11 protein-coding genes are annotated in these 12386 nt (G+C 70.5%); 8 read left to right on the top strand and 3 right to left on the bottom strand.

From position 1 onward, the window contains the following. Nucleotides 1-58: 58 nt before the first annotated feature. Nucleotides 59-787: a DNA repair protein RecO gene (gene recO / locus AB0B89_RS01320; RefSeq protein WP_358546372.1), complete on the bottom strand. Its 729-nt coding sequence runs from the start codon at nucleotides 785-787 to the stop codon at nucleotides 59-61. Nucleotides 788-1064: 277 nt separating this feature from the next. Between recO and AB0B89_RS01315 the strand changes: the two genes are divergently transcribed. The 5 genes from AB0B89_RS01315 to rocD all read left to right on the top strand — a co-directional run bounded on the left by AB0B89_RS01315 (nucleotide 1065) and on the right by rocD (nucleotide 6321). Then, on the top strand, nucleotides 1065-2642 hold the full coding sequence (locus tag AB0B89_RS01315) for a CDP-alcohol phosphatidyltransferase family protein (RefSeq protein ID WP_358546369.1): 1578 nt from the start codon (nucleotides 1065-1067) through the stop codon (nucleotides 2640-2642). After that, complete coding sequence (locus AB0B89_RS01310) at nucleotides 2639-3370, top strand: DUF5941 domain-containing protein (protein WP_358546366.1); 732 nt, start codon at nucleotides 2639-2641, stop codon at nucleotides 3368-3370. Before AB0B89_RS01315 ends, AB0B89_RS01310 begins: the two co-directional genes overlap by 4 nt. A 215-nt stretch (nucleotides 3371-3585) precedes the next feature. Continuing rightward, entirely contained in the window at nucleotides 3586-4056 is a 471-nt protein-coding gene (locus AB0B89_RS01305; protein ID WP_358546364.1) for an Lrp/AsnC family transcriptional regulator, read from the top strand. Nucleotides 4057-4291: 235 nt separating this feature from the next. After that, the gene (ddaH, locus tag AB0B89_RS01300) at nucleotides 4292-5092 is read left to right on the top strand and encodes a dimethylargininase (protein ID WP_358546362.1); all 801 of its coding nucleotides are present in this window, start codon (nucleotides 4292-4294) and stop codon (nucleotides 5090-5092) included. After that, nucleotides 5089-6321, top strand: a complete 1233-nt coding sequence (rocD, locus tag AB0B89_RS01295; protein WP_358546359.1) for an ornithine--oxo-acid transaminase — start codon at nucleotides 5089-5091, stop codon at nucleotides 6319-6321. The genes ddaH and rocD overlap by 4 nt, the downstream gene beginning before the upstream one ends. 33 nt (nucleotides 6322-6354) lie before the next feature. Here the strand turns inward: rocD and AB0B89_RS01290 are convergent, their stop codons facing one another. Together AB0B89_RS01290 and AB0B89_RS01285 are read right to left on the bottom strand one after the other, a co-directional pair. Further along, nucleotides 6355-7935: an alkaline phosphatase D family protein gene (locus tag AB0B89_RS01290; RefSeq protein WP_358546356.1), complete on the bottom strand. Its 1581-nt coding sequence runs from the start codon at nucleotides 7933-7935 to the stop codon at nucleotides 6355-6357. A gap of 59 nt (nucleotides 7936-7994) precedes the next feature. After that, nucleotides 7995-8435 carry a MarR family transcriptional regulator gene (locus AB0B89_RS01285; RefSeq protein WP_358546354.1) on the bottom strand — a complete coding sequence of 147 codons (441 nt, stop codon included), beginning with the start codon at nucleotides 8433-8435 and terminating at the stop codon, nucleotides 7995-7997. 160 nt (nucleotides 8436-8595) lie between these two features. Between AB0B89_RS01285 and AB0B89_RS01280 the strand changes: the two genes are divergently transcribed. The 3 genes from AB0B89_RS01280 (at nucleotide 8596) to AB0B89_RS01270 (ending at nucleotide 12375) form a co-directional block, all read left to right on the top strand. Continuing rightward, on the top strand, nucleotides 8596-9690 hold the full coding sequence (locus tag AB0B89_RS01280; RefSeq protein WP_358546351.1) for a substrate-binding domain-containing protein: 1095 nt from the start codon (nucleotides 8596-8598) through the stop codon (nucleotides 9688-9690). 247 nt (nucleotides 9691-9937) lie between these two features. Beyond that, nucleotides 9938-11368 (top strand): APC family permease, encoded by a 1431-nt coding sequence (locus AB0B89_RS01275; protein ID WP_358546348.1) that lies wholly within the window; start codon nucleotides 9938-9940, stop codon nucleotides 11366-11368. After that, entirely contained in the window at nucleotides 11365-12375 is a 1011-nt protein-coding gene (locus AB0B89_RS01270) for an acetamidase/formamidase family protein (protein WP_358546345.1), read from the top strand. The genes AB0B89_RS01275 and AB0B89_RS01270 overlap by 4 nt, the downstream gene beginning before the upstream one ends. Nucleotides 12376-12386: the final 11 nt, after the last annotated feature.

The raw sequence follows: 12386 nt of genomic DNA, 5'->3' as shown, positions 1-12386 counted from the left end.
CTGTCGGGAGGTGGGTGGGTGTGTCTGTCTGGGTGTCCGTGGGAGGGCCGGGCGCGGCTCAGACGCGCTCGACATGTCGTAGCGAGCGTATTCCGTGTTCGAGGTGCCATTGCAGGTATGCCGCGACCAGGCCGCTGCACTCGGTGCGGTGCCGCTGCTCGGAGGCGTCGGCGGAGTCCCAGTCGCCGCGGATGAGCGCGATCATGAGGCCGATCGTCTCGGCGGCGGGCACGGCGGCCCCCGGCGGGCGGCACCCGCCGCAGACCACGCCGCCCGCGGCGATGGCGAAGGCCCTGATCGCGGGGGTCGAGCAGCGGGCGCAGGAGTCGAGCGCGGGCGCGTAGCCCGCGACCGCGAGGGACCGCAGGAAGTAGGCGTCCAGGACGAGCCTGGCCTCGTGGCCTCCCTCGACGAGCGTGCGCAGCCCGCCGAGCAGCAGCAGGAACTGCCGGAGCGCGGGCTCCTTCTCGCCCACCGTGAGCCGGTCGGCGGTCTCCAGCATGGCGGTGCCCGCGGTGTAGCGGGGGTAGTCGGAGACCAGCGACTCCCCGTACGGCCGGAGCGTCTCGACCTGCGTGATCACGTCGAGCGAGCGCCCAGTGTGGAGTTGCAGGTCGACGTGGGTGAACGGCTCCAGTCGCGCGCCGAACCTGGAGGTGGTGCGCCGGACCCCCTTGGCGACCCCCCGCACCTTGCCGGTGCGCTTGGTCAGGATCGTGACGATGCGGTCGGCCTCGCCCAGCTTCTGGGTGCGCAGCACGACGCCCTCGTCACGGTAGAGGTTCACCCGCCCAGTCTAGGGACGTGCCGCAGCCCGAGGACGAATCGGATGCCGGCCCGATGCGGCCGCCGGGCGAGCCCGGCACCGGCTTCCCCCAGGTGAGACCACGAATCGAAAGGGAACCCAGGGACACACGAAACAGGATGTGACACCCGCAAGCGACGAATCGATCTCGGGTCAACCATGGATGCCATCCTTTGGAAGAACAGTCACTAAACTTTGCTCCCTGGCGACACCCCCTGTTAATCGCCTCCGCCCCCCGCACGCTGCCTGAAAGGGTGACATGACCCGCGTGGTCCTGCTGGGCGCATCGCCCGGCCCGATCGGTTCTCCCGAAAAGCACGTCCCGCCCGGTCGCCTGGTGCTGACGTCGCTACCCGGCTCGCCCACGGTCCTATCCCGGCTGCACGGCCAAGTGGCCTCGATGGACCCCGAGCCCGTCGCCCTCGTCCGTCAGGGCGACGCCGGCGACTACCGGTCGTTCCCCGGCACGGTCGTGGAGTCCGGCGACCTGGCCGGGGATCTGCGCGCACTGGCCGACGCCGTCGAGCACACGACGGACAACCTCTTCCTCATCCCCGCCGGCGTCGTGATCCACGACGAGCTGATCTACCAGATCACCAAGTCCAAGCGGGGCGCGCTGGCGCTGATCGTCAAGGAGCCGCGCCAGGAGGACGAGCACGGCGAGCCGATCCAGCCGGACATCCCGATCGAGGAGGCCGAGCCCGAGATCGGCGACCGCGTCCTCGAAGGCCTGCCCGTACGGCTGCGCGCGGGCCGCTCGCGCGTCATCTCCGCCGGTTCTGCCTATCACCAGGTCACCCGGCCGAACGCGGTGGCGCTCGGCCCGCTCCACCTGCACCAGCGCCACGCGGCCACCCTGGCCGAGACGGCCCGCGAGCTCGCCGACCTGGCCCACCTGTTCGGCCCCGAGGACGACCTGGTCCAGCTGATCGTGCTCGGCCTCGTCCGCAGGGGCGTCTCCGTCGGCACCCGCGGCCGCAGGGACCTGTTCTTCTCCCGGGTCGGCTCCCAGACCGAGGCCGACGCGGCCGTGGCCGCGATGTCGGAGTTCGACGAGGACCGCGCCCGCCTGAACAACGCGGTCAAGGGCGCCGACGGCTTCTTCACCACGTACTTCGTCAGCACCTACTCCCGCTTCATCGCCCGGTGGGCGGCCCGGCGGGGCCTCACGCCCAACCAGGTCACGCTGATCTCGATCGCGCTCGGGGTGCTCTCGGCGCTGGCCTTCGCCACGGGCACGCGCCCGGGCTGGGTGGCGGGCGGCCTGCTGATCTACTTCGCCTTCGTGTTCGACTGCGTCGACGGCCAGGTGGCCCGGTACGCCCGCAAGTTCGGCGTGCTGGGTGCGTGGCTGGACGCCACGTTCGACCGCGCCAAGGAGTACATCGTGTTCGCCGGCCTCGCCGTCGGCTCCATCGTCGCCGGTCAGGGCGACGTGTGGACGCTGGCGCTGGTCGCGCTGTCGGTGCAGTCGGTGCGGCACCTGCTCGACTTCTCCTTCGGCGCGGCCAACCGGCGCAAGCCGCCCGTGCCGCTGCCGACGCTGGCGCTCACCGCCACCGACGACCGGCCGCTCCGTGAGGCGCTGGAGCAGCGCCGGGCCTCGCGCAGCACCGGCGTGCGCGGGCTGCTCAAGCTGTGGACCCAGGCCGGGCGGTTCCGCGCCGTCCACTGGGCCCGCAAGATGATCGTCTTCCCCATCGGCGAGCGCTTCGCCGCCATCGCGATCACCGCGGCCATCTTCGAGCCCCGGGTCACGTTCCTCACGCTCGTGATCTGGGGCGGCGTCGCGGCCACCTACACCCTCACCGGACGTCTCATGAGGTCGCTCGCATGATCACCCATCCGCAGGCCGCAGCCGCCCCCGTTCCCGATCCCGACGAGGAGCGCCGCCGGATCCAGACGGCCCGCCTGCTCGCCTACCGCGACGACGGGCCCCTGGTGGCGCTGCTGCGCGACAAGATGGGCCCGGGGCTGCCTCCGGTGCCCGCCGGGCTGGCCTCGCTGCTCGCCGTGATCGCCATCGGCGTGACCGGCGTGCTTGGCGACGGCGCCGCGCCCGCCAAGGGGGCGGTCATGCTGCTCCCGGTGCTGGTGATGGTGGCGCTGATGGTGCCGACCGCGCCGCGCGACCACCTCGGCAGGTTCGACTGGCTGGTGCCGCCGCTGATCAGGGGCACCGAGTTCCTGACGGTCATCGTGCTCGGGCTGGCCGCCGGCACGCCCAAGTGGCTGCTGTTCGTGCTCATCTACGTCGTCGGCTACCACACCTACGACACGGTGTACCGCACGCGGCAGAGCATCTGGCCGGCTCCGTGGGTGTTCCAGGCCGGGCTCGGCTGGGAGGTCCGGCTGCTGCTCCTCGGCGCCGGCGCGGCCCTCGGCCTGCTGACCTGGGTCGTCGCCGTGATGTCGGTGTACCTCGGCGTGCTGTTCGCCATCGAGAGCGTCAAGAGCTGGGTCGGCCTCGACAAGCAGAGCGCCCTCGCCCAGGCCTCCGACGACCTGGAGGCATCCCCCGAGGACGCCCTGGAGCAGGCGACCGGCGAGGCCGACAGGGGGTAGGACCCGCACGAGTACAGGACGCGGCAAAGGCCGGGTGCAGAAGGGGGCTCCCCTTCTCCACCCGGCCTTTCGCATGTGTCAGGCGTTCTCGCGCTGGAAGCGCCGGGTGCCGGCGGCCACGCCGGCGAGGACGAACAGACCAAACTTGGAGTTACTTGAACTTTGGAGTGACTACTAACTGTGTACCGGAGGCGAAGCGGCTGTATACAGGCACCGTGGAGTTGGATGCGCTTGATCGTGCGATTGTCGGAGCCTTGGTCGAGGACGCTCGCTCGACATACGCCGAAATTGGGCATCAAATCGGGCTTTCGGCCCCTGCGGTCAAGCGGCGGGTCGACCGACTGCTGAGCACCGGAGCCATCACCGGCTTCACCGCGCGCGTGGAGCCCTCGGCACTCGGCTGGACCACCGAGGCGTACGTCGAGCTCTTCTGCCGGGGCAAGACCTCCCCCGCCGAGATCGGCATGGCCGTCGCGCGCCATCCCGAGGTGATCTCCGCCTGCACGATCACCGGCGAGGCCGACGCCCTGCTGCACATCCGCGCCAAGGACGTCCGGCACGTCGAGCAGGTGATCGAGCGCGTGGCCTCCGAGCCGTTCGTCGTACGCACCAAGAGCGCGATCGTGCTCTCCCGCCTCATCGACGACCCCCCTCACTCACGTAACGGAGCGCCCCATGAGGTCTGAGGCCGGTGGGGCGCCACGGCACGCGCCGACACACCGATGAAACATCCCGTAACCCGCACGACCATCTGGTTGTGACCACTTAAACGGCTTTCCGCCCATACGCAACAAATCACCGCTTGCACGGCTGACAACGCAACCGATCCACGCGAGCGCGCAAGGTCCGCGCCTGGCCCGGACCTGCCGCCGTTCCTAGGCTGAAGCCATCCTTGACCAGCCGTTTCCGACGGAGTGATAGATGGCCCACAGCCGGCATTACCTCATGTGTCGTCCCGAATACTTTGCGGTCGAGTACGCGATCAACCCCTGGATGGACCCGAGCGCGGGGGCGGACGCCGCCACCGCCGTCCGCCAGTGGGAGCGTCTCAAGGACGTCTACGAGGAACTGGGCCACACGGTCAGCCTGATCGACCCGATCGACGGCCTGCCGGACATGGTCTTCGCCGCCAACGGGGCCCTGGTGGTCGGCGGCCGGGTCTACGGCGCGAAGTTCGCCACCGCCGAGCGCACCGCCGAGGGACCCGCCTACCTCAACTGGTTCACCGCCAACGGGTACGGCCCGGCCATGGAGCCGACGCAGACCAACGAGGGCGAGGGCGACTTCCTGACCCTCGACGACGTGATCCTCGCCGGCACCGGCTTCCGTACGGCGATCACAGCGCACAAGGAGGCCCAGGAGTTCCTCGGCCGCCCCGTGGTGACGCTCGACCTGGTCGACCCCCGCTTCTACCACCTCGACACCGCGCTGTTCCCGATCGACGGGCGCAACGTGGCGTACTACCCGGGCGCGTTCTCGCCGGGCAGCCAGGAGGTGCTGCGGCACATGTTCCCCGATGCCGTCCTCGCCTCCGCCGACGACGCCGCCGTGCTCGGGCTCAACGCCGTCAGCGACGGCCACAACGTGATCGTCAACGTCGAGGCGGGCGAGCTGTCCCAGGAGCTGAAGCGCCGGGGTCTCAACGTCATCCCCGTCGACCTGAGCGAACTGCGCAAGGCCGGCGGCGGTCCGAAGTGCTGCACTCTGGAGATCCGCACATGAGCAGAACCCAGGAACTGATCGAGCTCAGCGAGCGGCGCAGCGCGCACAACTACCACCCCCTGCCGGTCGTCGTGCGGGAGGCGCGTGGCGCCTGGGTCACCGACGTCGAGGGCAGGCGCTACCTCGACTGCCTGGCGGGGTACTCCTCGCTGAACTTCGGGCACGGCAACCCCAAGATCCTCCAGGCGGCCCAGGAGCAGCTCCAGCGGGTCACGCTGACCAGCCGGGCGTTCTTCCACGACCAGTTCGCGGACTTCTGCCAGGGGCTGGCCGACCTGTGCGGCAAGGACATGGTCCTGCCGATGAACACCGGCGCCGAGGCCGTCGAGACCGCGATCAAGGTGGCCCGCAAGTGGGGCTACGAGGTCAAGGGCGTCGCCCCCGGCCAGGCGAACATCGTGGTCATGGAGGACAACTTCCACGGCCGTACCACCACGATCGCGAGCTTCTCCACCGACCCGGACGCCCGTGACGGCTTCGGCCCCGCGATGCCGGGGTTCACGATCGTGAAGTACGGCTCCGCCGAGGCGATCCACGACGCGATCGACGAGAACACGGTCGCGGTGCTGATCGAGCCCATCCAGGGCGAGGCGGGCGTGCTGGTGCCGCCGACCGGCTACCTGAGCCAGGTCAGGGAGATCTGCACCGAGAACAACGTGCTGCTGATCGCCGACGAGATCCAGTCGGGCCTCGGCCGCACCGGCGACACCTTCGCGTGTGACCACGACGGCGTGGTCCCGGACATGTACGTGCTGGGCAAGGCGCTCGGCGGGGGCGTGGTCCCGGTGTCCGCCGTGGTCGCGAACGCCGACGTCCTCGGGGTCATCAAGCCCGGACAGCACGGCTCCACGTTCGGAGGCAACCCGCTGGCCTGCGCCGTCGGCAACGCCGTCATCGAGCTGCTGGGGACCGGCGAGTACCAGGCCAGGGCCAAGGAGCTCGGCGCGCTCCTGCACGAGAGGCTGAGCGCCCTGATCGGGCCGGCCGGCCAGGGCGGCCACGGCGTCGTCGCGGTACGCGGGCGGGGCCTGTGGGCGGGCGTGGACATCGATCCCTCGATCGGCACCGGCCGCCAGGTCTGCGAAGGCCTGATGCGGCGCGGGGTCCTCGCCAAGGACACCCACGGTTCAACGATCCGCCTCGCGCCCCCGCTGGTGGTCTCGGAAGAGGACCTCAACTGGGCCGTCGACCAGCTCGCCGCCGTCCTTTCCGAGCTGGCGGCCAAGTAGGGCGTCGTTCGCCTGCCGGGTTCGGCTCGCGCCTCAGGGCGCGAGCCGTACCTTGGTCAGCTCCTCGAAGGTGGGGCGGGCGGTGTGCCAGCGCAGCTCCGCCGAGCGGCCGTCGAGGTCCAGGGCGGCGAGCGCGTTGGGGAACCACGGGCCGTTGGTGATCTTCCAGCGCAGGCGCCGCCGGGGCAACCGGACCGTACGGGTGAGGACGCCGCCGATGACGCTGGCCACCCCGAACGACCCGATCACGTTGGCGAGGCGCAGCGTGCGGCTCAGCGGGTTGCGGATCGGCGAGCAGACCGCCTGGTAGATTCGGGCGGATTCCAGGTCGGCGGACGCCGGGCCCGCCGCCGCCAGGTACGAGTAGTGCACGTCCCCCGAGAGCAGCACGATGGTGGCGGGCGCCCTTCCCCTGCGCCCCGCGGCCACGTCGGCGAGCACGCCGCCCAGTTCCTCGAACGACCGGCGGAACGCTCCCCAGTGTTCGAGGTCGAGCGCCTGGCGGATCTTCTCGCCCCAGGCCGTCGCCCTGCGGCCCCACGCCCCGCCCGCGACGGCCTCGTTCCAGCTCTCCACGTCGAAGATGCCGCTCGGGAGGAAGACCGGGACCGAGGATCCGATGAGCAGGTGGTCGAGGTCGCCGGTGGCGTGCTCGGTGAACCAGTTCCACTCCTCGTCGTCGAGCATGCGGCGACGACGGGGGTCGAGCTGCCGGGCGCACCGGGTGTCGAGCATGATCAGGCGGGTCCTGCCGATGTCGCGCGTGTAGCTCCACCGCGTCGAGGAGGGATCCTCGTCGGCCCTCTTCGCGAACGCGTCGAGGGCGGCGGCCCCGTCGCCCTCGCTCCGGTGGAGCTCCGCGTACATGGGGTCGGCCTTGCGCTCGGACGGCGAGAGGTTGCCGAGGTGCTGGTAGACCCAGTACGCGCCGAGCGCGGAGGTGATCCGGGCGGACCACCACGGCACCTCGGCCATCTTCTCCCGCCAGGCCACCGAGGTGTTCCAGTCGTCGCGAACGTCGTGGTCGTCGAAGATCATCGCGCTGGGCACGGTGGACAGGACCCAGCGGACCACCGGGTCGGTCCAGGCCTGCCGGTACAGCTCGGCGTACTCCTCGAAGTCGACGATCTCGTCAGGCCCGTCCTGCCTGCGGGCGTGGATGAAGTCGAGCATCTCCTGCGAAGGCTCGTCCGCGTACACCTGGTCGCCGAGGAAGAGCACCAGGCTGGGCAGGTCCTCCCCCTGCAGCAGGCGCTGACCGTACTCGCGGAGCACGTCGACGCCGTGGGTGGCCACGTGCGCCTCGTCGTGGGGGACGGTGGTCCGGCAGGAGCCGAAGACCACGCGGCTGAGCTCCTCCAGCGGGCAGATCCGGCTGTCGGGGAAGCCCTCGACCGGCCACACGCGCTCCCCGTCGAGCTCGACGGTGTACGCCCCGGTGGCCTCGATGTCGACGATCGCGTAGTGATGACCGTGCACGGTGAAGGTGCGGTCGGCCGCGTGCGTGCCGTCGACCGCGACCGTGACCTCGCACGGCTCGCTCGTCTCGACCCATATGGACGCGCTCGTCTCGTCGACGTACCGCAGCATCGGCCCTACCAGCAAGTCGGGCACTTGACCTCCCCTTTGGAGCAGCGTTATGAACCATATGCGCAAACTCGCCCTGGTGGAGGTCAGCCTTCGAGGGACCTGACCAGCAGTTCGAGCTCGTGCATGAGCCGCTCGGTGCGCTCGGCGCCGTACGTCGCGAGGATCGCGCGGTGGTGCTCGGCGATGCCCGCCTCCAGGCGGCTCAGAAGGTCATTGCCCCGATTTGCGAGGAAAACCGCCACTCTGCGGCGATCTGCCGGATCATGGCCCCTGTAGACCACCGCCCGCTCCACGAGCCGGTCGACCGCCTTGGTCAGCGTGGGGTGCGGCATGAGCGCGGCCTCCGCGAGGTCGCCCATGGTGTGACCCCGGCCGTCGGCGAGCGCCTGGAGGATCCGCCACTGGTCGACGGTCACCTCCTCGGCGGCGAGCACCGAGGCCAGGTCCCGGTTGACGCTCCGCTCGGCGCGGCTCAGAAGGTACGCCAGCGAGGACCCGAGCCCCGTCGTCGTCGCCGATCGCACGGAGGTCTCCCGCCCTCCGCCGTCCCCGGCCGATTCCCGCCCCCCGCCGCTCCCGGCCGATCTCACGGACGATCGCCGCGCCCATCCGTCCTCATCGGACTCCGCCGTCACCATCGAGGCTCCCTTCGTCCGTGAGTGCGCAAGGAGGATACTCTTGCACGTGGCCGATCCCGTCACGGTGGTCATCGACCCCCTTGAAGCTCACCTGCTCAGGGCCGAAACGCTCCGCGTCGGCCTGGTGGTGCCCGTCTCCGGCGTGCTCGGCCTTCTCGGCCCGTGCGCGATCAACTGCGCCATGCTGGCCGCCTCCGAGGTCAACGCCACAGGAGGCGTGCTCGGCAGGCCGGTCGAGCTGGTCCTCGTCGACGGTGGCCGGAGCCCGGCCCAGGTCGCCCGCGAGGTCCACGGGCTGGTGCGCGCGGGAGCCGTGCAGGCGCTCGTCGGCACCCACGCCAGTGACGTGCGCGTCGCCATCGAACGCTCGCTGGGCGGCGCGGTCCCCTTCGTCTACACGCCGCCCTACGAGGGCCGCGCGCGCGACCCCGGGGTCTACTTCCTCGGCGAGCCGGCGTCCCGGCAGGTCGGCCCGGGTCTCGACTGGCTGATCGACCACCGGAGTGCCAAGCGCTGGTTCCTGCTGGGCAACGACTACGTCTGGCCGCGCCTGGTCCACGCCTCGGCGCGCCGGCACATCCGGGCGCGGTCCGCGACCGTCGTCGGCGAGCGGTTCGTCCCGTCCGGCACCGCCGCGATGGCCCCGCTGATCGAGGAGCTGGCCGCCGTACGGCCCGACGCGGTGCTGCTCAACCTCATCGGCAGCGACCTGGTCACGTTCAACCGGGCCTTCACGGCGAGCGGGCTCGGATGCGCGCGGCTGTGCGGGGCGCTGGAGGAGCACGGCCTGCTGGCCATCGGTGGCGACTCCACCGGCGAGCTGTACGCCGCCATGGGCTACTTCGGGAGCATCGCCACCGACGCCAACCTCAGCCTGGCCGAGCGCTACGCCAGGCGGTTCGGCCCGTCCGCCCCGCTGCTGAACGGGCACGGCCACGGCTGCTACGAGGGCGTGCTCATGCTCGCGGCGCTGGCGGGCCGCGCCGGCAGCCTCGCCGTCCCCGCGATCGAGGCGGTCGCCGACGGCACCACGATCACCAGCGGCCGGGGCCGCCTCACCCTCACCGACCGCCACGTGCGGCAGCGGGTCTACGTGGGACGGGCCGACGGGCTCGACTTCCAGATGGTGACCTCCGCCTAGGCCGGGCCGTACGGCGTGACCATCACCGGCCCGTACGGTCTGACCGGCTTGGGCGGTGTGACCGTGCCCGGCCCGCGCGGTGTGCCCGGCAGGTGCGGTGTGACCGGCAGGTGCGGTGTGACCGGCGGGTGCGGTGTGACCGGCGGGTGCGGTGTGACCGGCGCGTAAAACTTTCAATGGAAATCTTTTCGTTTTCAAGGAATACCCCTATCGTACGGCTCTGCCCCCGCGTTTGAAGGAGCCGTCCATGTCTTCTCCCTCCGATATCTCGCCATCGTCCGCGTCCCCGCCGGGCGCCGGTCCCGGCGTGGAGCGCTTCGGCTACAAGCAGGAGTTGCAGCGGTCGTTGAGCTTCACCGACCTGCTGATCTACGGCCTGATCTTCATGGTGCCGATCGCGCCTTTCGGCATCTTCGGCGGCGTCTTCCAGGCCTCGGGCGGCATGGTGGCGCTGGCCTACGTCATCGGCATGGTCGCGATGGCGTTCACGGCGCTGTCGTACTCCCAGATGGCGCGGGCCTTCCCGATGGCCGGCTCGGTCTACACCTACGCGGGACGCGGGATCTCCGCCCCCGTGGGCTTCCTCGCGGGCTGGGTGATCCTGCTCGACTACGTGCTCGTGCCCGCCCTGCTGTACCTCGTGGCGAGCGCGGCCATGGCGTCGTTCGTCCCGGCCGTGCCGATCTGGGGCTGGCTGATCGGCTTCATCGTGCTCAACACCGTGGTCAACTACCTCGGCATCGAGATGACCGCGCGCATGAACAAGATCATGCTGGTGGCCGAGCTGATCGTGCTGGCCGTCTTCCTGGTCATCGGGCTCGTCGCCCTCGCGCAGGGCAAGGGGCACGGCAACGCGCTCAGCCCGCTGTTCGACTCCTCGACGTTCTCCTGGCCGCTGGTGTTCGGGGCCGTGTCGGTGGCGGTGCTGTCGTTCCTCGGCTTCGACGGCATCTCGATGCTGGCCGAGGAGAGCCGCGAGGACACCCGGAAGCTCGGCCGGTCGATGATCTACGCGCTCGCGCTGGCGGGCGTGCTGTTCGTCGTGCAGACCTGGGTCGCCGCGCTGCTCGCGCCCAACCGCGAGGAGCTCCTCACCAAGGGCGACCCGGCGGGCACGGCCTTCTACGACACGGCCGCGTACGCGGGCGGCCACTGGCTGAGCGTGCTCACCGCCGTCGCCACCGCCGTGGCCTGGGGCTTCGCCAACTCCCTCGTCGCCCAGGCTGCTACCTCGCGCCTGCTGTTCGCGATGGCCCGCGACCGCCAGCTCCCGAGCTTCCTCGGCAAGGTCCACCCGAAGCACAAGGTGCCGGTCAACGCCACCTTCCTGGTCGCCGTGGTGTCCCTGGCCCTCGGGCTGTACATGAGCTCGCGCGACGACGGCATCACGCTGCTGGGCACGCTGGTGAACTTCGGCGCGATGACGGCGTTCCTCGCCCTGCACGTGTCCGTGGTCGTGCACTACGTCGTGCGCAAGGGCAGCCGCGACTGGTGGCGGCACCTCGTCGCCCCGGCCATCGGCTTCCTGATCCTGCTCTACGTCGTCATCAACGCCAAGGTCGCCGCCCAGGTGCTCGGCTTCGTCTGGCTGGCGATCGGCGTCCTCGTCCTCGCCGGCAGCTACATGATGGGCCGGCGTCCCACCCTGTCCGCGATCAACACGGAGGTCTCCGAGTGAACGTCGTCTCCTACCAGCCCAGCGCCGAGGAACTGTCCTACACGTTCGGCGGCCGTCCCGCCGTGGGCAGGATCAAGCCGGGCACGGTCGTGGAGCTCTTCACCGAAGACTGCTTCGGCGGACGGGTGCGCGGCTTCGAAGACCTCCCCTCGAAGGTGTGCGAGTTCCCGTACCTGAACCCGGTCACCGGGCCCTTCCACGTCGAGGGGGCCGAGCCGGGCGACACGCTCGCGCTGCACTTCGTCTCCATCGAACCGGCACGCGACTGGGCGGTCTCCACGACGTTCCCGCACTTCGGTGCGCTGACCGCCACCCACACCACGGCGATGCTGCACCCGCCCCTCGAAGAGGTCGTGTGGCTGTACGAGGTCGACGTGGACAAGCGGGTCGTGCGTTACCGGGCCAGGCGCGGCGACTTCAGCGTCGAGATGCCGCTCGACCCGATGCACGGCACCGTGGGCGTCGCCCCTGCCGCTTCCGAGGCGAGGATGACGATCACGCCGGACGCCCACGGCGGCAACATGGACACCCCCGAGCTGCGGGCCGGGGTCACGGTCTATCTGGGCGTCAACGTCGAGGGCGGGCTGTTCTCCATCGGTGACGGGCACTGCCGCCAGGGGCACGGCGAGGTCTGCGGCACGGCGGTGGAGGCGGCGATGAACACCGTCGTCGCCGTCGAGCTGATCAAGGGCGTCGCCACTCCGTGGCCGCGCCTGGAGGACGACGGGCACCTGATGTCGACGGGTTCGGCGCGCCCGCTGGAGGACGCCTACCGGATCAGCCAGCACGACCTCGTCACCTGGACGGCGTCGCTGACCGGGCTCGACGAGCTGGACGCCTACCAGTTGATCAGCCAGGGCGCCGAGGCTCCCGTGGGCAACGTGTGCGACACCAACTACACGATGGTCGCCAAGCTCCCGAAGGCGTACCTCGGCGGCCCGGAGGTCTACGAGTCCGCCCACACCCGCCTCCGCGCCCTCGGCGCCCAGTACCTCTCCTCCCGTTGATCTCGCGCGAC

It is taken from the genome of Sphaerisporangium sp. NPDC049002 (genome assembly GCF_040649355.1).
In the GTDB taxonomy this organism is placed as follows: Bacteria; Actinomycetota; Actinomycetes; order Streptosporangiales; family Streptosporangiaceae; genus Sphaerisporangium.
Note: the sequence above shows the minus strand (reverse complement) of the source record. Positions and strands in the feature narration are given on the sequence as shown.